Below are 21,746 nucleotides of genomic sequence, written 5' to 3'. Positions count from 1 at the left end.
GGATCAGCCCCAGCGGAAGAGCGGAAACTGCAATTGCAGCGCCCACGAAAACACGGCCACGCCCAGGATCGTCACGCCCACGGCCAACGCGGCCGCGCTGCGCCAGGTGTGCTGGCGGTCGCCCATGGCCGAGATGAACACCAGGACAAACGTGGCGGGCACCAGGCCGCCAAACTTGCCGACCAGAATGAAGGCGAGCAGGCCGCCGATGATGCAACCCCAGCCGCGCCATTCGGGCGGCGGGATCTCTTCGGCGTCTTCTTCGGCCGCAACGGGCGAGGCCGCCATCTTGGCGATGATCAGGCCCAACAAGACCAGCAGCACGCCCAGGATGGCCGGGAACATGCCCGGCCCCATGCGCGCCAAACTGCCTAAGGTGTATGTGGATGCCTGCGCGATGGCGCCCAGGCCCAGCACGATCATCGTGCCTGCTGCCCACGCCTCGCGCCGGACGGCGCTGCGTTTCGATTGCATTGGTCTAGTCCTCCCTTGTTGTGCTTTTGTCTGACTGACGTCTGAAAAAAAGCTGACATTGCAATGAATGCGGGAGTCTAAAAATCCAAACTTCCGTTCACCTTTCAGGCAAGCGGAGAATTGCGGCGGTGCTTATTTTTTTTGGCTAAATCGCGGGAAATCCCTAGGTTTTAGGGGGCTTCATGAGTGTTGGTGAGGGGCGGGTTGCGGTTGGCCGGAAGGGGAGTGCTGGTTACGGATGGCCGGTTGTGGATGGCCGGTTACGGACGGCCGGTTGTGGACGGCCGGTTGCGGATGGCCGGTTGTGGACGAAAGCACGCAGCCAAGGCGAACAGCACCAGGCAGATCAGCGTCATCAATATCCACGCCAGCGTGAGGTCCGCCAGATGCTGCCGGATGACGCCGGCGGCAAACGGAAAAAGGGCGGCGATCAAATACCCCACGCCTTGCACGAACGAAGCCAGCCTGCCCGCTTCAAGCGGGGTTGCAGCATGGTCCATCGCCACGATGAGCGACAACGGAAACAGCGCGCCGATGCCCAGGCCTGCGAGGACGGCGGCGGGCCACGCCAGCGTGGCGGGCGACAAAATCCAGCCGAGCAGCCCAACGAGCAGTGCCGCGATCGCCAGGAATAGCGCCGGCCGGCGATCCGGCAAGCGGCTGATACCCAGCGACACCAGCAGCCCCGCCACGATTTCCGCCGCCGTCACCGCGCCCAACAATTGCCCCGACGCGACGGGTGTCCAGCCCAGCGCGGTGTAGTAGGGCGGCAGCCAGGCCAGCACCAGCGTATAGGCGCCAGTGCCAAGTCCGAAGAACACCGCAAGCAGCCAGCATCGAGCGCGCGACGTTTGGAATTGGCCAGCGTCCGCGTGCAGGGCGGCGGCGGGATGCTGCGCGCGGCGGTTGACCAGCAGCCAAGCCGCCAGCGCCACCGCCGCAGGCATCGCCCACACGGCCAGCGCTTGCAGCCCGCCTGCGTGTGCCGCCATGACGGGAGAGGCCACGCTGGCGACCGCCGCGCCGCCCATGATGGCGGTGGAATAAATCCCCATGATGGCGCTGCTGCTCGCGTGGAATCGGGTCTTGATGTAGATCGGCAGCAGCGCTTGCGTGACGGCAATGCCCAGCCCGGCCACCACGCCGCTGGCGAGCATCAGCAGGGTCTGGTCGGCCCACAAGCGGCCCGCCGTCGCCGCAGTGATCAGCGCCAACCCGGCGATTACGCCATGTTGTTCGCCCAGCAGCCGGCGCAGCGGCGCCACGCTTAACGCGCCCAATCCCATGACGAACACCGGCAATGCGGTCAATAAACCCGCCGCGGTGTCGGACATGCTGGTGGCGGCTTGCAGCTGGTCCAGCAAAGGGGGAATGGAAGCCAGGACAGGGCGAAGATTCAGCCCCACGAGGATGATGGCGGCGATGCGCCAGGCGTTCAGACGAGAAAAAGACACGGTTGCTCCACAGCCGGCCGCGCCGCTTGATGCTGCGCGCTCCGGTAAACTATCTCGGCGTCAAGATATTTGGATTTTATCTTGACGTCAAGACAAATGGAGAATGACCGTGGATAGAGCAAGCCGAGCCGTCGAACAATGGAACCGCGAACGACCCGAATTGGATGTGTCGACAATGCGAGTGCTGGGGCGCTTGGGCGAATGCGCGCTCGTCATCACCCGCGACCGCATCAACCCGTTGTTCGCGGAATTTGGGTTGCAGCCGGGCGAGTTCGATGTGCTGGCCACGCTGCGCCGCAGCGGCAAACCTTATGCGCTGACGCCGACGGCGCTGTACGAAGACGCGATGATTTCATCGGGCAGCATGACCAATCGGATTGATCGCTTGGAGAAAGCCGGGCTGGTCGTACGAACGCCCAACCCCGATGACGGGCGCGCCACGCTGGTCATGCTGACCAAGCCTGGTTTGAAGCTGATCGACGAAGCCGTCGTTGCGCATCTGCGTAACCAGGCAGAGGTGCTATCGCCCTTGAGCGCAGCGGAGCAAGAGCAATTAAGCCGCTTGCTTGGGAAATTGCTCAGCGCTTACGAATAGGGCGCAAATAGGGCGTGGACAGCACGTGAACAGGGCGCAGAACAGGGCGCAGAATAGTGCGCAAACAGGGGGAGCTGAGCGAGCTGATCGAAGTCGGCGCGCTCAGCTCCCGTTTCCAGCCGGTTCGCTACAGCCCCAGTTCCGACAAGCCCGGGTGGTCATCCGGGCGCCGGCCCAGCGGCCAGCGGAACTTGCGGTCGGCTTCCTTGATGGGCAGGTCATTGATGCAGGCGTAGCGATTGATCATCAGGCCGTCTTCGCCGAATTCCCAGTTTTCGTTGCCGTAAGACCGGAACCAATTGCCGGAATCGTCATGCCATTCATAGGCATAGCGCACGGCAATGCGGTTGCCCGTGTACGCCCAGAGCTCCTTGATCAACCGGTAATCCAATTCCTTGGCCCATTTGCGCGCCAGAAAGTCGCGGGCTTGGTCGCGGTTCTTGACGAACTCGGCGCGGTTGCGCCAATGCGTGTCCAGGCTATAGGCCAGCGCGACCTTGTCCGGGTCGCGGCTGTTCCAGCCGTCTTCGGCCAAGCGAACTTTCTGCACCGCGCTCTGGTGCGTGAAGGGCGGCAACGGCGGGCGGACTTCAGTTTGCGATGTCATGGCTAAGGCCTCCAGGGGAAAAACTTCAACGGGCGCGCGGTAGCAACGCTTCGGCTGCGCGCTGCGCGCTACGGGTAATGGACAAGTCGCCCGTGACGAGCGCCACGGCGATGGCGCCATCGATCAGCACCAGCCATTGGCGGGCGGTCTCTTCGGGTTCGGGCAAGCCAGCGGCCTGCACCAAAGACAGCACGTGGCTCAGCAAGCGTTCTTTGTGCAGCCGAGAAACCTTGCGGATGGGATGCTCGGCGTCGCCAATTTCGCCCGCGGCGTTGAGGAAGGCGCAGCCATGAAAGCCATCAGACGCAAACCATTCTTGCAGGGCGTCAAAGACGGACAGCAAGCGGGCCTGCGGCGTTTCCGCTTGGGTCGTGGCGGCGATGAACCACTGCATCCAGCGCTCATCGCGCGCTTGCAACGCAGCCGCCACCAGCGCGTCTTTCGTGGGGTAGTGCTTGTACACGCTCTTGCGCGCCACACCCGAGGCTTTCACGATGGCATCCATGCCCGTGGCATGAATGCCGCCTTGGTAGATCAGGGTTTCGGTTGCGCGTAGCAGCCGCGTTTGGACGTCGGAAGCAGTGTCAGGTGTGGTGGTATTCATGGTGGGAGAATGATCGTTCTTCTGTTGATGGCGAATCGTAGAATGATCGTTCTCGTTGGTCAATCGATTTTGCTGAAACGCGTACGGCGCGACGCGTCATTTGTTCTGAAACCCGCCTTTTGCTTGCTTTTTCAGTCAAAAATATGCTAAGATCTTTCAATTGCTGGTGAAAAATACAAAATAATTTTCCAGGGCTGATTTTGACCGGAAACCCGGGCCCCCCACTGGAAACCCAGAAGACCAGATCAATCGCCGCGTACGAACAACAACATAAACGTACGTGGCGTTTTCATTACGGCGCTGCCATTTCAGAATGCTCCCCCCGCAGCTTCACAGGGCATTCCAGGCGCGTCCGAACCCGGCGGTGCTGCGCTTTAGCGGGGGAGGCCATGCGCCTCGCATAGGAGAACGCTCATGTCGCATCAACTTATTGGTAAGAAGTGGCGCTTCGAGATTCCGCCCCTTAACTGGAAGGCCCCCGACGCGAACACGGATTCCGAAATCGACGCCGTCGCTTCAGATTCCGACTCCTCCGACGACACTGACACGTCACGGTCCTCCAAGTAGTTCTCAACGCTGTCCGCGTTCGCGGCCTGATCCACGCTGATTAAATTGCCCCAAACGGCGCGCCTTGTGCGCGTCGTTTCAGCTTGTCAGCCGCACTTTCCCTTCCCGTACCGAGTCTTTGCGCCGGCGCCCATTGCGCTGGCGTGACTTCGCCTGCGCGCGTGATGGAGCAGGCTAAGGCGCGGGCAACGTCCGCACGCATCCCAATTCCTGTCAGTGAGTCTTTGGAATGCCTGAAAACACGTCAAGTCATCAGCAGGTTAGGCCATTCATCTATGCCACGACCACGTCGCGGTCATTGATGTTTTCTCATGCCGAAATCCAGAGCCGTATGTGGACGAAAGATCCGTCGGCGCTCAATCTGGAATACACGCGGATCATGATGGCGTTCCTGCTGTTCAACCCCGAGCCCCGGCGCATTGCGATGGTTGGCTTGGGCGGCGGGTCGCTTGCCAAGTTCTGCTATCAGCACCTGCCATCGGCCAGTATCGATGTGTTCGAGATCAATCCGCACGTCATCGCATTGCGGGATTCGTTCATGGTGCCGCGGGATGATCACCGCTTTGCCGTATTGCAAGGCGATGGCGCCGAACTGGTTCGCCAGCACCAAGGCGAGTACGACGCCATTCTGGTTGACGGCTACGACATCAACGGCCTGCCACGGCAACTGACCACCGACACGTTCTATGACGCCTGCCGCAATGCTTTGGCGCCCGAAGGCATGATGGTGTGCAATTTCCATGCGTCTAATTCACACTACGGCACGTATCTAGGCCGGATCAAGCAGAGCTTTGCAGGTTCAGTCATTGAAGTCAGCGATACGTCGTGCGCGCACAGCATCGTGTTCGCTTGCCATGGCGAAACGCTCAAACGCCGCAGGGCGTTGCCCAAACGCAAGCCAGATGCAATGAGCACCGAAATGTGGTTGCGCCTGGCGCCCACGTATTGGCCGATGCTGGTGTGACGCACCGCGCCGGCGCAGGCGTTGGGTGCGCGTAGTTGCGTGCGTTTATTTGCGTGCGCTTATCCACCTCGATACGACGCCCCGAAGGCAGGTTGCCATCGGGGCGTCAGGTGTTACGGCCAATAAGTTTGCGCCTTAGAAGTGGTGGCGCATGCCCACCACGGATTGGAGCACGTGCGAATCGCGATGATCGACGCGGTCAAGCAGGGCGTAGAGGTTGGTCCGCTTGGACAAATCATATTGATAGCCCAGCCCCCAGCCCTTGATCTTTGAGCTGGTGGCGCGCTGGTACGTGCCCAGCACCTTGCTGTTGGCGCTTAGCGGGAAGCTGGCGCCACCCACGAACGAATTGACGCGCTTGTATCCGGCAGACGGCCCGACGTTCGGGTTACGCAGGTTGCCATACCCCCCATGCAGCTGAATCCATTCAAAGTCATACGAGCCGGCCAACTGCAAGTTCGACGCGCGCTTCTTGTCGGGGATGCTGGCGTTGGGGTTCAGACGCTCGTACGTGAGCGCGGTGGAAAACGGCCCATTGCGATAGCGCAGGCCGGCGGTCCAGACGCGGTCGTGGTCGGCGGTTTCGAACTGGGTGTTGTCGTGGGATTCAAAGCTGTACCCCAGCCCGGCCTGCCACCCATTCCACACCGGCGTACGGTAGATCAAGGCGTTGTTCACGCGGCCTGAATGTCCGAAGTCGCCGTCGTTATAGCCCGATGTGACGGACGACGACGCGCCGCCCCACGACGTGCCGAAGGGCGACGCAATGCCGCCCCAGCTATCGCTTAGCACTTGCTGGCGGCCCGCGCGCAGTTCACCAAAGGGACCGGCCAAACCCAGATACGCCCAACGCCCGAATAAGCGGCCTTGACCTTGCGTGCCGTTGGAGGCGTGGAATCCGCTTTCCAGCCGGAACACCACGCTGTATCCGCCACCCAGATCTTCAACGCCGCGCAGTCCCCAGCGCGACCCGGATTGTGTGCCATCCCGCATGTCGATGCGGGATTCCGACGAGGGGTTGGCGCTGTCGTGTTTGCGCTCAAACGCCAGACCCAGATCAACGATGCCGTACAGCGTGACACTGGTGGTGGACGCCTGCGCCATGCCGGTGACGGACACGGCGGCCAAAGCGGTGAGCAGAGCACCTGCCTTTTTCCTTGCTGCGGTCATAAGAACCCCATGTGATGTTGTTGTGTTGCGTGGGACAAAAGAACCCCCTGCGGCCGGCCAAAAGGCAGGTCGCGGAGGATGGTGGAAAGGATTTAGGGGAGGGGGCTAGGAGGCCGGCAGGCGGCCACGGGCCAACGTCACGGGCGACGTTGCCAGGGATAGCGATAGGGGCGTGATGACGCCACTGTGCGGAATGAAATGTGGGGTGAAGTGCGGAATGAAGTGCGGGATGAAAGTGCGCGCGGACACGGCAAGCGAAGCTCCCTGGAAATAGCGCTTAGCCGCCGCTGCCTAGCCGCCAGTCAAGCACTAGTTAACATCGCAATGAACATGGCGCATTATGGGGAAGCGAGGTCGCGAAGAGAATCAGACGACTACGATAGTTGGTGCTAGCAGCGCTGACCGCGCGGCCAAGCCGAGAAAATCAGACGGATTTACCTGATGGCCGCAGCTCAACACTGTCGTCAAGACACGGGCTCGCCAATCGTCAAGACACGGGCTCGCCAATTGTGAAGACAACGGCTCGCCATGTTGTGAAGGCAACCGCTCGCCATATTGTGAAGAAAACGGCTCGCCATTGACCTGCTCTGGCCTGGGCTCGCGGCCGCCGAAACCTTGCGGCGACTACCCCGCGTGCACGACCACCCGGTTACGCCCTTGCTCCTTGGCCGCGTAGAGCGCCGCATCGGCCGCCTGGAACACCTGGCTCACCTCTGGCCCGGCTGACGGCCATTGCGCCACGCCTGCCGACACCGTGATGCCATCCACGCCATGCAGCCGTCGGCCGGCCAGGTGTTTGCGCAGGCGCTCGGCGACGGTTGCGGCCTCTTTGGTTCCCACTCCCGGCAGCAGAATCAGGAACTCTTCGCCGCCATTACGGCTAAGGATGTCGGACGGCCGCGAGCATTCGCGCATCAGTTGCGCCATGCCGCGAATAACCTCATCGCCCGTGGTGTGCCCATAGGTGTCGTTCACGCGCTTGAAGTGATCAATGTCCAGCGCCACCACCGCAAAGGGCGTGTCGGATGCTTGCAGCTGCTCGACGGCGTCCTGCGTTCCGCGGCGGTTGCGCAAGCCCGTCAGGGGGTCAGTGATGCTGGCCAGGTTCAGCTTGCCGATCTTGTCCTGCAAGCTTGTGAAGCTCCAGATCACGGCGCGCTTTAACCGTTCCGCTTCGAAGTACCAGGCTTTGATGGACTGCACGCGCTGCATCGCAACGGCCACATCCTGGTGTTCCACATTGGTGGCCAGTTGCGACAGGGGCAGCGAGATCATTCGTGCGCACCACCAGATGGCCAATAAGAACGCCAGCGCCAGCGGCGCCGCGTAGCCGATCAGCGCCCAGATCAGGTCATGAATCGGCTCCAACGTTTTTTCCGCCGGACGTTGCGCGACGATGCCCCAGCCACTTAGCGGCTCCGCCGCGTAGCCCGCCAGCATGTCCACCCCCTTCGTGTTGACCACCCGTTGCGCGCCGGCGTGGCCTTGCGTGACGGCGGCTACGACCGGATTGCGCATCACGTTTTCACCAATGCGGGCGGACTCCATGTGATAGATCAACTGGCCGTCGCCATCCACCACAAACAAGTAGGAGCCGTCTTGATAGTGGTGCTTGCCCAGCAATTCCTGCAACGCGCTGTCGTTGCGCAGATAGATCGTGCCGGCGATATAGCCCAGATACCGGCCGTCGTTCGAGAAGATCGGGTGCGACAGGTTGATGAGCATGTTGCCGGCAATCGACACATAAGGCTTGCTGATCAGCGGCTGGCGCGCCTTCAATGCCGCTCGGCTGCCGGCGCTATCTACCCGCGTGCCTAGAAAATTGCGGAAGCTCTGGGTCGTGGCCAGGATGATGCCGTCTGCGCTGACGACGCCTACCGAGTTGAAGTTGTCGGCCTGCTCCTGCAGGCGCATGACTTCCGCTGCCAACCCATCCAGGTCGTCGACCTGGCTGGCCAAGTGGCGCGCGCTGTAGGCAAGCTGCTGCTGCGCCGCCTTCAGGAAATGGGTGGTGCTTTCCGCAAGCTTGGCGGCATAGACGCGGTTGGCCTCCAGCGTGTTGGTGATGAGCTGGTCGCGCTGCACCAGGTAGCTGGCGTATAGGGCATTCGCGGTCGCCGCGATGGCGCTGAATACGGTAAGCGCAAGCACAAGCCCGCGTAGGTTGATTCGCATGGGGTGGCGGACTAGGGCTAGGACTTGGGCGGGCGAGGGGCGCACCGTAAATGTGGGCGGCGCAAAGAGGGCGAAGGAAAAGGCGTCATCGTATTACGGCAGGCGCGGCGCACATCTATAGGTCGTCTGGCTCAGCTTCGTCCATCAGGCGGGCAGCGGGAGACTGGGCCGCAGCCCCCGCCCGGAAATAACCCATGACGGTGGCGACGCTGGCATGGCCCGTCATGGCCATGGTGTCGCCCAGCGGAATGTTGCGCCGGCCAGCTTCGGTAACGAAACCCGAGCGCAGGCTGTGGGCGGAAAATTCGCCTTCCAGCCCGGCAAGCTTGCAGCGTTCCAGCACGATGTAGCGCACGGCCGCTGCCGCCAGCGGCTCTCCGATCACATCGCCCCGGCGCACGCGGCGAAAGATCGGACCCTGTTGAATGCCGCTGGCGGCTAGCCAGGCGTCCAGCGCCTGCGCGGCGCTGCCAACAATGGGTTTCTGGTCGTCTGCGCGGCGCGCGCCCGACTGATTGGTCTTGGATTGCGCCAGCGTATAGAGAAAGCCTTCAGCCGTGCGGACGGTGTTTTCGACCGTGGCGCGCACCACTTCTGACCGGCGCCGGCCGCCGCTGGCCCACGCAAACAACAAGAGCGCGCGGTCTCGGATGCCGCGCAAGGTGTCGTCGCAAGTGGCCAGCATCGCCTGCAAGGGTTCGCGGGTCAGCGCTTCCTTCTTCGCCGGCGCCACGCCGCGGCGGGCATAGGCGCGGCGCGTCTTGGCCAGCAATTCGCGCACGGTGGCGGCCCGGCAAGGGTTCGGATGCCTTAACAATTCATGGGCCTTGGACAGCACAGACACCCGTTGCAGCAAGGTATTCAGACTGGGTGCGCCCAGCCGCCCTTTGGCTTTCAGGCGAACCAGCTCCTGGTCCAACGCCAGCGGAAGCTCCCATTTCAGGCCGTGATCCGTCGTGCGCTGTGCATGGTCGACCACGAACTGGATGACGGCAGCCTCAGGCAAGGGCAGGGCAAAACGCTGCCCGTAGCGCAGCTCGAACCAGGCCGTCCAGTAACGGATGGCGGCGCGGTAGCTGGCGGCGGTGTTGGCCGAGCTGCCTTCGCGCATCAGGCTGCGCACGGCGGCGTCGGCCTGTACATCCAGCGCATGCGGGTCCAACAAGGGCAGCGAGGCCAGCAATTTCAACTGCATGGGGCAAGGGTGGCTTCAGGGGTGGGTCAGGCGAAGCCAGAACTATACGGAATTGCCGCGCAACTGGGGTGGGGCCGCAATTCCGAGGGAATTCGTTCTGAAATCGTGCGATGTGCCTATTTCATACATATTATTATGTATGCTGTATGATATCTAACACTAATATGAAATAGATCACGATAAGGTTCCATTATCGTGACTAATTCAGTACCCAAATGACGATAAACGAGGGAGTGACGGCGATGGCCACGGGAATTACGGAAAACGACGTCTGGACGGCCGCCGACGCCTTGCTGCTGGAAGGCGCGCGCCCCACCATCGAACGGGTCAGGCAAAAAATTGGCCGGGGCTCGCCCAACACCGTCAGCCCGCACCTGGAAACCTGGTTCCGCGCGCTGGGCGCCCGAATCAAAGACCCTGGCGCGTTTGCCGCCGCCCCGGCCATCCCCGACCCGGTAACGCAGGCCGCCACCCACTTCTGGGAAGCCGCCTTGGCGGAAGCGCGCGCCGAACAAGCCGATTCATATCGGCAGCGCTGGGAAGAACTGGCGGAAGAGGGCGAGCGACTGGCGGGGCAGGCCGAACAACTCCAGCAGCGTGAGCTCCAGCTGGCGAATCGTGAACAGGATTTGCAGGAAAGCTTGCGGCTGGCTACTGCACAGCTGGCCGCCACCGAAGATCGCCTTCAGGCGGCGGAGCAGCTGTTGCGCCAACGCGATGAACAGCTCAAGCAAAGCCGGCTGCAATTGGAAGACGCGCGCGGCGCCGTTCAGACGCTGCTGACCGAAGCCGAGAAGATGCGCGGGCTGCACGCCCAGGCGCTAGAGGCGGTAGAGGCTCGGCACACCGCACACGAACGACGCTGGATGAACGAGCTGGATGCCGAGCGCGGGGCCGCTAAAAAGCTGCAATTGCGGTTCGACGAGGCCCAAATCGCCAGCCAACGGCAGATCAGCCAGCTGCAAACCTCGCTAACCCAGGCGCAAGAGGGCAAACGCGCGGCAGAGCAGGAGACGCAGCGGGTCAGAGCCGAATTCAGAACAGAAATCCAGGCGGCGCAGGCACGCCACGAGGTCAGTCAAGATGTGGCGCGTGACGCGCTGGCGTCCGCACGCGAGCGGGAACAGGCGCTGGAAGCCCGGGCGGCCGCGTCCGACGCGCAATCGGCCGCGCTGCTGCTTCAGCTACAACAAAAGGATGCGCAAGTGGGCGAGCTGACGCGCCATTTGATGACATTGGCGCAGCAGAATACGGCGGCGCGTAGCGCTCTGGATGAGAACGCCGCCGCGCGCGCCGCTCAAGCGGATGCCGATCAACGGCCCGGGTAAGTACCCTGAAATGGCGTGTTGTCAGGTTCGCCGAAGTTCTCGGCGTGGTAGTTGGCGTGATTCCGTGTATCAGTGCTGGAGCTAGAGCGTGGTTGCGGGGAGCTGTACGAGCTGGGTGCCGTGCAGCCGGCCAGCGCAAAAGCCAGCAAAATGGCCGACGATAAGCCGGTAGTGGTCAGGAGCCTCATGGCATACCTCCATAGAGATGCGCCGCCCGGAAGGCAGCCACCGGAGAACCCGGCGCCGTCGCCATCCTCAATCAATTCGCGTTCAGCGGCATCTGCCCTTAGCAAACGGCGTGCCTGTCCCGGCGCGCAACTAGTACAAGTCTGAGCAAAATTCGGATAAATTCGAAAGATCGCATCCCATGGCGCCTTGGGCAGCCGCCCAACCCTGGCGATGCGCCATCACGCGGGGCGTCATGCCTTGCCAGGAGCACCGGGTGAACCCACGTCCGAACGTCGATCTAGCCCGCATCCTGCTTCTTATCGTCATCCTGGCCGCCTTGATGGTGGGCAGCCTGTACGTGTTGCAGCCCTTCCTGCCGGGCCTCATCTGGGCAACCACGATTGTGGTGGCGACCTGGCCAGTGATGCTGGCCATTCAGGAACGTTGCGGCGGCAGGCGCTGGGCGGCCACTGTGTTCATGCTGCTGATCCTGCTGTTCGTGATCGTGCTGCCGCTCTATCAAGTCATTGCAACGCTGGCGGAACATAGCGGCGCAATCATGGCCGCCGTCAAGAGCCTGCCGGACTATGCGCTGCTTGCGCCGCCGAGCTGGATACGCAGCGTTCCCATTGCCGGTCCGCGCATCGCGCAGGAATGGCAGACCTTGTCCGATGCCGGCGCGGGCGGGTTGCTGGCACGGCTGGAACCTTATCTGACCACCGCGGCGCGCTGGCTGCTGGGGCACGCCGCGATTGTCGGCGTGTTTGTGGTTCACATGCTGGTCACCATCGTCATCTCCGGCATTTTGTATGCCCAAGGCGATATGGCGGCCGACTTCGTCAGGCGCTTCGCCAACCGTTTGGCGGGTATGCGCGGTGTGGCGGCCATTCGGCTGGCGGGCGCCGCCGTCCGGGCCGTGGCGCTGGGTATCGTCGTGACCGCCGTGGTTCAGTCCGCACTGGGCGGTGTGGGCTTGTGGATTGCCGGCGTACCGTCTGCCGGCATCCTGACTGCCTTGATGGTGATGCTGTGCCTGGCGCAGCTGGGTCCGTTCCTGCCGATGCTGGGCGGGGTCATCTGGCTGTTCCAGAACGATATGAAACTGGCCGCGACGCTGCTGCTGATCTGGGCGGTGCTGGTCGCCATGTTGGACAACCTGCTGCGCCCGCTGCTGATCAAACGCGGCGTGAATCTATCGATGCTGCTGATTTTGTCGGGCGTGCTGGGCGGCATGTTCGCCTTTGGCATCGTCGGCCTGTTTATCGGGCCGGTCATTCTGGCCGTGACGTCCACGCTGTTGACGGCCTGGATCAACGAGGTGCCGCCGCCTGACGATACCGCCGCAGAGTTCACCGCAATTCCCACCGTGGCCGACCCGGCGTTGCCGGGAACGCCCGTGGAAAAGGCGTAACATTCGTCTGACACCGCGGGCGCAACGCCCGCTTTTTTTGCAACACCCCGGCAATACATGACGATGCACCCGACTGCGCTGGCTGACAGCGCGCCCGAATTCCTTTTCACCCCGGCAGCGCCCGCATTCCAGGCGGGGGCCCGATGAGCGAAAGCGTACGCCTGGCCAAGCAGCTGGCCGCGGAACAGAACTGCTCGCGCGGTGACGCCGAACGCTATATCGAAGGCGGCTGGGTCGCCGTGGACGGCAAAACCATCGAAGAGCCCGGCTTTCGCGTGGCGCCGGGCCAAACCATCAGCCTGTTGCCCGGCGCGAAGCTGGAAGACATGAAGCCGGTGACGTTTTTGGTGCACAAGCCCGCCGGCACCTACGCAGACAACGAACCGGGTTCCGCCCGCGACCTGATCATTCCCAAGAACCAGATGCCGGGCGACCGCGCCAGCCAGCGCTATCTGAAGCGCATGTTCAATGGGCTGAAGCTCGTGACGCCGCTTGAGCGCGCCGCAAGCGGCCTCGTCGTGTACACGCAGGAATACGCCGTGTCGCGCAAGCTGGTGGAAGAGGGCAAGCTGGTTGAGCAGGAATACATCGCGCAAGTCAGCGGGCAATTGAGCGAAGGCGATCTTGCGCGGTTGCAGCGCGGGCTGGCGTTTGATGGGCGCGCCGCGACGCCAATGAAGGTCAGCTGGCAGAACGAAACCCACCTGCGCTTTGCACTGAAAACGCCGCTGCCGGGCTTCATTGAATTTGTGTGCGACACGGCGGGCTTGCAGTTGCAGGCCCTGCGCCGCATCCGCATTGGCCGCTTGCCCCTGGCGGGGCTGGCGGTTGGCCAATGGCGCTATCGGTTGGACTACGAACGGTTTTAAGTGCCCATGATCTTGCCTGGCGAGCCTACGCAACGTTCCGATCACAGCCGTCGACGCTTTTTGAAGCAGACGGGCGTCTTGTGCCTGTCGGCATTGGCGTTGGCTGGTTGCGCTGGCCCCGGTCGCACCCCCGTGAAGGGGCAAGCCCCGCCAACGCCGCCTGCGCCCGCCAATGGCAAGGGAGCGGCTGCGGTGCCGGCCCTGCGCCCGGGTGCAAAAGTGGCAATTGTGGCGCCGGCTTCGGCGGCGCTTAATGCCAGCGATGATGCGGCCCAATGGTTGGAGTCGCGCGGGTTCGTGGCGCAAGTCATGCCTGCCAGCCGCACGCGGCAGGATGTGCCGTATGAGTATCTGGCCGGCAGCGACGCCGACCGCTTGGCCGATCTGCATGCGGCATTCGAAGATCCCGACGTAGGCGCGGTGTGGTGTCTGCAAGGCGGCTTTGGCTCGTGGCGCTTGCTGGATCAGCTGGACTTCGGACTTTTGCGGCGGCATCCCAAGCCCTTCATCGGCTACAGCGACATCACCGCGCTGCACCTGGCGCTGCAACGCCATGCGGGCTTTGTGACCTTTCACGGGCCGATGCTGGCGCAAGACCTCTTGGCCGGCAAACGCGAACCCACGGAATCCGCCTTGTTCGCGATGGTCACCGGGCAGATGGGCAAGGGCGCATGGATCACGCCCCCGATGAACTCGCTGCCGACCGAGCTTGTGCCGGGCGTGGCCAGCGGCCGCTTGATTGGGGGCAATTTGGCGTTGATTGGCGCGCTGATCGGCACCCGCAACGACATCGACACGCGTGACGCAATTCTGTTCATCGAAGACGTCAACGAAGCGATTCCGCGCGTGGACAGGCTGCTGGGCCAGTTGGCCGCCGCCGGCAAATTCGATGGCGTCAAAGGCCTGCTCGTGGGCAACTTCACGCGGCTTGGCGTGCAAATGGACGATGCGCAGGCGCAAGGCCTGCTGTATCCGTTGATCCTGGACCAGTTCCGCGCGCGCGGAATTCCTATTCTGGCCGGCTGGCCCAGTGGCCACGGCGACCCAAATCTGACCTTGCCGCTGGGGGCGCGCGTCACGCTCGACACGGCGCGCGGGGCATTGCGCCTGGATCAGGCTGTGGTGGTGTAGCCTTCGCGTTATGCATCATTAATAGCGCATAGTGCATATTAATGATCTATTAATGATCTATCAATGATGCATTTAATTGTTCAAAATGCATCATTAATCGTGCAATTCGCGCAGCACGGTTCTATTATTGACCCATGAAAAAGAAGATAGAACCCAGCTTCGATGCCGCCGAGGCGCTGGTCCGCCTGGGCGCCAACCTGCGCACGGCTCGCCTTCGCCGGGGCGAATCCGAAACCACGCTGGCCAGCCGGATGGGCGTGTCGCGCGCCACCATCGCGCGGCTGGAACGTGGCGACGGCGGCGTATCGCTCGCGCTTGCCGTCGAAGCGTTGCTGCAATACGGCTTTCGCGATCAGGTGTTTGCGCTGGCCGACCCAGAAGAAGACGGGGTGGGCAAGCGCCTGGATGCGATGCGCCGGCCCAGCCGGGGCAGTGGCGGGGCGTTGCCAACGCATCGCGCCGACCCCGCCAAGCTGTAACGCCCGGGCCCGGCCATGGCACGCTCCCGCAAGCACAAATCGGTTGAAAGCGAACTCTTCGTCTATGTAGACATACGCGGCGAAGCGGTCTTGGCTGGCGTGCTGACGCTGGACGACACCGACGAGAACCACTTTTTCGCCGAATTCACCTACGTGCAGTCCTACGTCAACGACGCCCGCGCCTTTGCGCTGGACCCGTTGAATCTGCCGCTGATCGACGCCAAGACCACCTTTCGCACCGAAAGCCGCTACGAAACGCTGGGCGCCATCTTCGACGCCGCGCCGGACGCGTGGGGGCGCAACGTCATGCGCGTCGACAAAGCGGGTGCGCGCGTCACCGAAGATGAAGTCCTGCTGCGCGGGCGCGGCATGGGCGTGGGCGCGCTGTTCTTCAGCGCGCGCTTGCTCACGCCGAACATGCGCAAAACCTACCGGCTGCCTGAAGTCAGCCAGGTGGAATCGCTGGCCGATCTGCTGACAGATATCGACCAAGGTGTGAAACCCAAAGGCTTGTACCGCGACATTCTGGGCAGTTCCTGGGATATCGGCGGGGCGCGGCCGAAGACGATTGTTCGCGACGAACACGGCGAGATGTGGATCGCCAAGTTTCCGCGCAAGGGCGACTCCTACGACCGGCAGCGCGTGGAATTCGCCAATTTGCAGATGGCGCGCGAGATCGGGTTGACCGTGCCTGAGGTGCGTTTGACCGAAACGCATCTGGGCGCGGTGCTGTTGACGCATCGCTTTGACCGCCAGCGCCTGCCTGCCGCCAGCGGCGCCGACCCGGTTGTCGCCCGGCGCCATTTCCTGAGCGGCGCGTCGCTGATCAGCCCATCGGTACAGATTGGCAAGCGCGAGCTGGACGGCGCGCGCGGCAAGGCAACCTATTCCTATGCGCGTCTGGCGGACGTGGTGCGCCGCGTGTCTTCGAACCCCGTGCAGGATCTGAAAGAGCTGTACGCCCGCATGATCCTGAACGTGGCGGTGCACAACACCGATGATCACCTGAAGAACGTGGGATTTCTGAAGGATGACGGCGCGCACACGTACCGCTTGTCGCCGCTATTCGATGTGGTGACGCAGGAAGGGTCCGCCAAGCATTACCTGCATATTGGCGCGGCGGGCCGGGACAGCACGTTCGAGAATTGCCTGACGGAGTACCGGCGCTTCGGCCTGCGATCGGAAGCGGCTGCGCGTTCCATCCTGGACCCGGTGCGCGACGTCGTCACGCAACGCCGGCGGTACTACGAGGCGGCTGGTATGCCGCCGCGCGAGATCGAGCTGGTGGAAACGACGCTGGCGGCGTGGCGCGTGCAAGGCTAACAAAGTCGCCTGGAACCTGATCTGCACGCTGATCAGCAACCCGGCCTAGGACGACGCCGCCGGTGCGGCGCCTTCACCGTCGTTCGCATGGATGGCGTTGAAGTCGATGCGGCGTCCTTGCGTGACCATGCCTTCGTGAAAATCCCGGCTAAGGGCGGCCAGCGTCACGCCGCCAAACCGCTCCATCAGCAACGCCTGCGCGTCTTCGAAGGCGCCGTCCAGCGCCTTGTTCACGGCGGCTTCCACCAGGCAGCCGGGGGATTCGCTGCGGTTGCCCATGGCGAAGATCTCTGGCGAACCTAACGCTTCGTAGATGTCGCGCAGCGTGACGTCGTTGAAGTCGCACGAGATGGTCCAGCCGCCGCCGTGGCCTTTTTCCGATCGGACCATGCCTTGTTCGCGCAAGCCCGCCATGATGCGGCGGATAACGACGGGGTTGGTCTGCATGACCCGGCCCAGGTCTTCGGAGGTCATGGGGCCGGGCGCTTCGGCCATGTGTAGCAACACGTGGAGGACACCGGAAAGTTTGCTGTCTCGTCTCATGCAACGCATGCTATTGCATGAGCTGGGGCAGGGTCAAACCCCTCAGCCTCAAACTAAATAAGCGCTTTTCATTGATTCAATAATCGTTGTATTATCCACGCATGACTGAAGATCAAGCCGTATCCGCTCTTGCCGCCTTGGCTCATGTGCAGCGCCTGCGTGTGTTCCGCGCGCTAGTCGTTGCCGGCCCCGAGGGCCTGACACCCAGTGTTCTGGCCGACCAGCTTGGCGTGGCGCGCAATGCGCTGTCGTTCCACTTGAAAGAGTTGTCGCATGCGGCCCTGGTCACGGCCGAGCAGCAGGGCCGAAACCTTATCTACCGCGCCGCGTACCCGCAGATGAACGGTCTGCTGGCGTATCTGACCGAACATTGCTGCCAGGGCGCGCCTTGCGGCCCCGACGTTTCCCTTTGAATTTCCCTGAATTAAAAGCTGTCATCAATGCAAATGCCGTCTTCCTTCCCATCCGTATCTCCGGCGGATTCCCCCACTGATTCCCCGTCCGATCTGCCAAACCTGCTTGCCGAGCTTGTGGATAGCAACATCGGCGCCGCCCTCGACCGTCCACGGTCCACCCACTCGCCGCGCATCCTCTTGCTGTATGGCTCGCTGCGCGAGCGCTCATTCAGCCGCTACGCCACCGAAGAGGCCGCCCGATTGCTCCAGCGCTTTGGTGCGGAGGCGCGTATCTTCGATCCCTCTGGCTTGCCGCTGGTGGACGACGCGCCAGAAGATCACCCGAAAGTCGTGGCGCTGCGGGATGCCGTGCAATGGGCCGAAGGCATGGTCTGGTGTTCGCCGGAACGCCACGGCGCGATGACCGGGCTGATGAAGTCGCAGATCGACTGGATTCCGCTCACGCTAGGCGCGGTGCGGCCCACGCAGGGCAAGACGCTGGCGGTGATGCAGGTCAGCGGCGGGTCGCAATCGTTCAATGCGGTCAATCAGATGCGTATCCTGGGCCGCTGGATGCGCATGCTGACAATTCCGAATCAGTCGTCGGTAGCCAAAGCCTGGCAGGAATTCGACGACGCCGGCCGGATGAAGCCGTCGGCGTATTACGACCGGATCGTCGACGTCATGGAAGAACTGGTGAAGTTCACGCTGTTGACGCGCGATGTCTCGCCGTATCTGGTGGATCGCTATAGCGAACGCAAGGAGTCTGCCGAAGCGCTGTCCAAGCGCGTGCGCCAGGCGGCAATCTAAGCCGCCGCCTGCGTTCAGCGCCAGTGTTCACCTCTTACACAGCCGCTGCCTGCGTTCACCGCCAGCTTTCACCTCTTACACAGCCGCTGCCTGCGTTCACATCCAGCTTTCATCTCGTAATCCGCGGCCTGGCCTCGCGCCATTTCCTATATCCGCTTGGCCGTCCAGCTTCCCTTGCCGGCGGCGCTGCCGCTCATGGTCTTGCCATTGACCTCGCCCGTGTAGCGCACGCCGTTGGCCACGAACGAAATCGCTTTGCCGTCCAGGCGCGCGTCGGAGATATCCGCCGAACCCAGCTTGCCCGACAGCATCTGGTAGTGCTGGGTCAGATGCAGCGTCTGACCATCGACCTCCCACTTTCCGTCGACCTTGGCCGGCACGATCCACAGCAGCGCCGTGCAATAGGTGGAGCACTCCTTCGTGACGGTCTCGGCCGCGTCCGGCTCCCAATCGCCCATGCGGAACGTGTTTGACACCACGCGGGTGCCGGGCGGCAACTGAAGCAGGGTGGGGCGCAGCTTCTCGTTGATGGTTGACAGCAGGAACATGGTGATCACGTCGGCCTTGGACAAATCCGTCTTGAACAGGTCGGCCGCCACGAAGGTGGCCCGGTCGGCCACGCCCGCGCGTTGCGCGTTGCGGCGCGACAGCTCAACCAAATCCGGGTTGTATTCAATGCCTTGCGCGGTCAGCCCGCGCTGCGCGGCGGTGATGACGGTGCGGCCGTCGCCCGAGCCCAGGTCCATCAGCCGGTCTTGCGGCGTGACTTTGGCCATGTCCAGCATCTTGTCCACGAGCGTTTGCGGCGTGGGCACCCAGATGACGTCTTTGCCATCCTGGCCCACGTCGGGCACGTAGTCGCCGGACGCTTTGGCGTCTGTCGTAGTGACTGTCCTAGCCTCTGTCTTGGCCGCCGGCTGGGCGTTGGCGGCGGCCACGAACGCCAGCGACAGCGCCATGGCGGTGGCCACCATCATCATGCGTGTGCGCGTCTGCGTAGCGCGCTGGACACCGGCAACGGGCGGGCGGGCGGAGTAGGGAGGCAGAGTCGAAGGTTTCATGATGGAAGGTTCCTTGGGTTAGCCCGGCAGCCGGGCAGGCTTGAGCAATCGCAACATGGGGACGCCAGCCGCCAGCACGGCCAGCCCGATCAAGGCGCCAGCGCCCGCATACACGGCGCTGGAATAGACCAGCCCGGCGCACGTCAGGGCCAGCAGCAGCGGGGGCAGCGGATACAACGGCACGCGAAACGGCCGGGCGCGATCCGGGTCTATCTGGCGCAAGCGCCAGACCGACGCCGCGACCAGCAGCATGAAGATCCAGAAGACGGGCGCGGTATACGCCACCATGGTCTGCACGCTGTTCTGGCTGAAGGCGCCCAGCGCCACAAGCGCCAGCGTGATCGCGCCTTGCGCCAACAGCGCCGCAACCGGCGTTGCATTGCGTGCGCTCCAGCCAGACAATCCCCGCAGCCGCGGCACGTCGCGCCCCAGCGCGTAATACACCCGCGCCCCGGTGATGATGGTGCCGTTGATGGTGCTTAACGCCGTCGCGCAGATCATCAAACTGAGCAAGGCGGCGGCATAGGGTCCGGCGGCCAATTGCATGACGTCTGCGCCCAGCGCCGGCGTGTCACGCAGGCCTTGCAGGCCGAAAATCTCCAGCAACGCCAGATTGGTCAGGACATACGCACCCGTCACAACGACCGTGCCGATGAGCAGCACGCGGCTCATGTTGCGCCCCGGATTGCGCAGTTCGCCGCTAAGGTAGGCCGCTTCGTTCCAGCCGCCGTAGGTCAGCAACACAAACACCATGCCCATGCCCATCAAGCCCGCGGGGTTGCCGGTAAGCGCGGCGGGCGCGGCGTCCAAGGCTGTGCTGTCGGTGGTGGTGGTGGACAGGCTGGCGATCAACACGGCGCCCAGCGCCAGCAGCGTCAGCACCGTAAATACCCATTGCAGCCGCTTGGAGTGTTTCGTGCCGATCACGTTCAGCGCCGTCAGGGCGACCACGGAAATCGCGGCATGCAGCGCCGGGCCGTGCGCCCCCAACGGCATCAAGCGCTGGGCGTAATCGCCATAGATATAGGCGACAACGGCGATGGCGCCAGTCTGGATGACCGTGCACCGCGCCCAGGCGAACATCAACCCCACGCGTGAGCCCCAGGCCCGAGTCAAATACAGATATTCGCCACCTGCGCCGGGGTACGCCGAGCCCAATTCGGCGTAGCACAGCGCGCCCACCAACATCACCAGGCCGCCGGCGCACCACAAGCCGATGTACATGGCTTCTGAGCCGGCATGCTGCGCCACAAGCGGCGGGAAGCCAAAAATGCCGATGCCGATCACCACGCCCACCAAGACCACGATCGCGTCCATCACTGACAAACCGGCGCGCGGGTCCTCCACCTCGGTGTGGGCGGCGGGCGAGGAGGAGGTAGTCATCGGAGGCTCTCGGATAGGCGGCGGGACACAGGCGCGGCGCGTGCCGGAGAAGGCGCCTGACATTAACCTGAATCATTAGCGACCCGAACGAAAGCAGAAAAGTTTCTGCGGGTTTTCCCGGGAAAGTCCAAAACTATCGAACGATCATTGCGCGCAGCATCTATAAATGACTTCACAAATGCAATGCAAAGTCTTGATTTAGCTTATAAAACGTCCTGCACCTAAAGTGATGTAGTTAAAGTGCTTTATGAAGTATTTTTTAGCCATCTCCACCCGTAAAATTTCCAGATGAATCAACACGACTACCAAATCGCACTGCGCCGCGTGCTGGACCAGCACACCGGCCGCGCCCAAGAAAAACTGGCTGCGCTAATTGCCGCCTTGCCGGAAAAAGCCCGCGAAATTCAATTTGGCATATTCCCCGACCAGGACGGCGAGGGCACGTTCTCGGTCGTCATCAGCCTGGACGGCCCCGACTTGTATGTGCTGAACAAGGCGGTGGACGCCCACCGAACCTTGTTCGACGTCCGCCACACCAGCAAGGGCCTTAGCCCGGCGGTGCCGCAGTTCGCCCCCGACAGCACCGGCTTTGCCGTGCATGACGCCATTGCGGATACGGCAGCGGACTGGATCGAAGTGCTGTGGGAACAGGCGGGGAAGGGAAGGTCGCCGTTGCCCGGTTTGGTCTACGGCGATGACGACGCGGGCAAGACCTTGCCGCGCGAATTAAAGCCGTAGTTCGCCTGCAGTTGCCCCAAAAGTTGCCCCAAAAGTTGCCACGAGGTTGCTCCGACGTTGGAGCCTAAACTGCCCCGTTAGCTGCCTCTGCATTCGGCGGAAACCCAAGCCAGGCGCCAATTTCGCTTAACGTGGCAACCATTTTGGCGCCTATTTACTTGCAAATAGATCCTATTTATACTCCCGCCCGGAGTCGGACGCTGGGTGTCCGGCTGTCGTGTCATTGACTCTTGCTGCCTCCTGTCGCACTGAGGATGACCGCTACCTGTGGTGACGTCTCAGCAGGCGTCTGGAGAAGAGCA

Annotated in this window: 23 protein-coding genes; 12 read left to right on the top strand and 11 right to left on the bottom strand. The window is 62.7% G+C overall.

What is annotated here, in order from left to right:
• Positions 1 to 3: 3 nt before the first annotated feature.
• Positions 4 to 474: a tripartite tricarboxylate transporter TctB family protein gene (locus tag HV765_RS04270; protein ID WP_054422175.1), complete on the bottom strand. Its 471-nt coding sequence runs from the start codon at positions 472 to 474 to the stop codon at positions 4 to 6.
• 260 nt (positions 475 to 734) lie between these two features.
• Complete coding sequence (locus HV765_RS04265; RefSeq protein ID WP_175168918.1) at positions 735 to 1,928, bottom strand: MFS transporter; 1,194 nt, start codon at positions 1,926 to 1,928, stop codon at positions 735 to 737.
• 109 nt (positions 1,929 to 2,037) lie between these two features.
• Between HV765_RS04265 and HV765_RS04260 the strand changes: the two genes are divergently transcribed.
• On the top strand, positions 2,038 to 2,523 hold the full coding sequence (locus HV765_RS04260) for a MarR family winged helix-turn-helix transcriptional regulator (protein ID WP_054422449.1): 486 nt from the start codon (positions 2,038 to 2,040) through the stop codon (positions 2,521 to 2,523).
• A 127-nt stretch (positions 2,524 to 2,650) separates the two neighbouring features.
• Here HV765_RS04260 and HV765_RS04255 read toward each other — a convergent pair whose 3' ends face one another.
• Entirely contained in the window at positions 2,651 to 3,130 is a 480-nt protein-coding gene (locus tag HV765_RS04255) for a nuclear transport factor 2 family protein (RefSeq protein ID WP_175168917.1), read from the bottom strand.
• Between the two features lie 25 nt (positions 3,131 to 3,155).
• On the bottom strand, positions 3,156 to 3,734 hold the full coding sequence (locus tag HV765_RS04250; RefSeq protein WP_175168916.1) for a TetR/AcrR family transcriptional regulator: 579 nt from the start codon (positions 3,732 to 3,734) through the stop codon (positions 3,156 to 3,158).
• Positions 3,735 to 4,148: 414 nt separating this feature from the next.
• Here HV765_RS04250 and HV765_RS04245 point away from each other — a divergent pair, with 414 nt between their 5' ends.
• Positions 4,149 to 4,301 (top strand): hypothetical protein, encoded by a 153-nt coding sequence (locus HV765_RS04245; RefSeq protein WP_175168915.1) that lies wholly within the window; start codon positions 4,149 to 4,151, stop codon positions 4,299 to 4,301.
• 331 nt (positions 4,302 to 4,632) lie between these two features.
• Positions 4,633 to 5,265, top strand: a complete 633-nt coding sequence (locus tag HV765_RS04240) for a fused MFS/spermidine synthase (protein WP_245636284.1) — start codon at positions 4,633 to 4,635, stop codon at positions 5,263 to 5,265.
• A gap of 135 nt (positions 5,266 to 5,400) precedes the next feature.
• On the opposite strand, the gene HV765_RS04235 is transcribed toward HV765_RS04240, so the two are convergent.
• The 4 genes from HV765_RS04235 to HV765_RS04220 all read right to left on the bottom strand — a co-directional run bounded on the left by HV765_RS04235 (position 5,401) and on the right by HV765_RS04220 (position 9,805).
• Complete coding sequence (locus tag HV765_RS04235) at positions 5,401 to 6,435, bottom strand: porin (RefSeq protein ID WP_175168914.1); 1,035 nt, start codon at positions 6,433 to 6,435, stop codon at positions 5,401 to 5,403.
• 105 nt (positions 6,436 to 6,540) lie between these two features.
• Positions 6,541 to 6,684 (bottom strand): hypothetical protein, encoded by a 144-nt coding sequence (locus HV765_RS04230; RefSeq protein ID WP_175168913.1) that lies wholly within the window; start codon positions 6,682 to 6,684, stop codon positions 6,541 to 6,543.
• 375 nt (positions 6,685 to 7,059) lie between these two features.
• Positions 7,060 to 8,610: a sensor domain-containing diguanylate cyclase gene (locus tag HV765_RS04225; protein ID WP_175168912.1), complete on the bottom strand. Its 1,551-nt coding sequence runs from the start codon at positions 8,608 to 8,610 to the stop codon at positions 7,060 to 7,062.
• A 115-nt stretch (positions 8,611 to 8,725) separates the two neighbouring features.
• The gene (locus HV765_RS04220) at positions 8,726 to 9,805 is read right to left on the bottom strand and encodes a site-specific integrase (RefSeq protein WP_175168911.1); all 1,080 of its coding nucleotides are present in this window, start codon (positions 9,803 to 9,805) and stop codon (positions 8,726 to 8,728) included.
• Between the two features lie 242 nt (positions 9,806 to 10,047).
• Between HV765_RS04220 and HV765_RS04215 the strand changes: the two genes are divergently transcribed.
• The 6 genes from HV765_RS04215 (at position 10,048) to HV765_RS04190 (ending at position 16,514) form a co-directional block, all read left to right on the top strand.
• Positions 10,048 to 11,133 (top strand): DNA-binding protein, encoded by a 1,086-nt coding sequence (locus tag HV765_RS04215; protein ID WP_175168910.1) that lies wholly within the window; start codon positions 10,048 to 10,050, stop codon positions 11,131 to 11,133.
• A gap of 442 nt (positions 11,134 to 11,575) precedes the next feature.
• The gene (ydiK, locus tag HV765_RS04210; protein WP_245636285.1) at positions 11,576 to 12,712 is read left to right on the top strand and encodes an AI-2E family transporter YdiK; all 1,137 of its coding nucleotides are present in this window, start codon (positions 11,576 to 11,578) and stop codon (positions 12,710 to 12,712) included.
• A 143-nt stretch (positions 12,713 to 12,855) separates the two neighbouring features.
• The gene (locus HV765_RS04205; RefSeq protein WP_175168909.1) at positions 12,856 to 13,581 is read left to right on the top strand and encodes an RNA pseudouridine synthase; all 726 of its coding nucleotides are present in this window, start codon (positions 12,856 to 12,858) and stop codon (positions 13,579 to 13,581) included.
• Positions 13,582 to 13,773: 192 nt separating this feature from the next.
• Entirely contained in the window at positions 13,774 to 14,712 is a 939-nt protein-coding gene (locus HV765_RS04200) for a S66 peptidase family protein (RefSeq protein ID WP_054422451.1), read from the top strand.
• Between the two features lie 134 nt (positions 14,713 to 14,846).
• The gene (locus tag HV765_RS04195; RefSeq protein WP_054422185.1) at positions 14,847 to 15,191 is read left to right on the top strand and encodes a helix-turn-helix transcriptional regulator; all 345 of its coding nucleotides are present in this window, start codon (positions 14,847 to 14,849) and stop codon (positions 15,189 to 15,191) included.
• Between the two features lie 15 nt (positions 15,192 to 15,206).
• Complete coding sequence (locus HV765_RS04190; protein ID WP_175168908.1) at positions 15,207 to 16,514, top strand: type II toxin-antitoxin system HipA family toxin; 1,308 nt, start codon at positions 15,207 to 15,209, stop codon at positions 16,512 to 16,514.
• A 45-nt stretch (positions 16,515 to 16,559) separates the two neighbouring features.
• Here the strand turns inward: HV765_RS04190 and HV765_RS04185 are convergent, their stop codons facing one another.
• Complete coding sequence (locus tag HV765_RS04185; RefSeq protein ID WP_175168907.1) at positions 16,560 to 17,057, bottom strand: Rrf2 family transcriptional regulator; 498 nt, start codon at positions 17,055 to 17,057, stop codon at positions 16,560 to 16,562.
• Between the two features lie 101 nt (positions 17,058 to 17,158).
• Here HV765_RS04185 and HV765_RS04180 point away from each other — a divergent pair, with 101 nt between their 5' ends.
• On the top strand, positions 17,159 to 17,470 hold the full coding sequence (locus tag HV765_RS04180) for an ArsR/SmtB family transcription factor (protein WP_175168906.1): 312 nt from the start codon (positions 17,159 to 17,161) through the stop codon (positions 17,468 to 17,470).
• A 33-nt stretch (positions 17,471 to 17,503) separates the two neighbouring features.
• Complete coding sequence (gene arsH / locus HV765_RS04175) at positions 17,504 to 18,262, top strand: arsenical resistance protein ArsH (RefSeq protein WP_175168905.1); 759 nt, start codon at positions 17,504 to 17,506, stop codon at positions 18,260 to 18,262.
• 146 nt (positions 18,263 to 18,408) lie between these two features.
• On the opposite strand, the gene HV765_RS04170 is transcribed toward arsH, so the two are convergent.
• Entirely contained in the window at positions 18,409 to 19,323 is a 915-nt protein-coding gene (locus HV765_RS04170; RefSeq protein WP_054422188.1) for an SAM-dependent methyltransferase, read from the bottom strand.
• An 18-nt stretch (positions 19,324 to 19,341) separates the two neighbouring features.
• Complete coding sequence (locus tag HV765_RS04165) at positions 19,342 to 20,640, bottom strand: APC family permease (protein ID WP_175169504.1); 1,299 nt, start codon at positions 20,638 to 20,640, stop codon at positions 19,342 to 19,344.
• A 354-nt stretch (positions 20,641 to 20,994) separates the two neighbouring features.
• Here HV765_RS04165 and HV765_RS04160 point away from each other — a divergent pair, with 354 nt between their 5' ends.
• Positions 20,995 to 21,444 carry a DUF6389 family protein gene (locus HV765_RS04160; RefSeq protein WP_054422190.1) on the top strand — a complete coding sequence of 150 codons (450 nt, stop codon included), beginning with the start codon at positions 20,995 to 20,997 and terminating at the stop codon, positions 21,442 to 21,444.
• The last annotated feature ends 302 nt before the right edge of the window (positions 21,445 to 21,746 follow it).

It is taken from the genome of Achromobacter kerstersii (assembly GCF_902859595.1).
Taxonomy (GTDB): Bacteria; Pseudomonadota; Gammaproteobacteria; order Burkholderiales; family Burkholderiaceae_B; genus Achromobacter; species Achromobacter kerstersii.
Note: the sequence above shows the minus strand (reverse complement) of the source record. Positions and strands in the feature narration are given on the sequence as shown.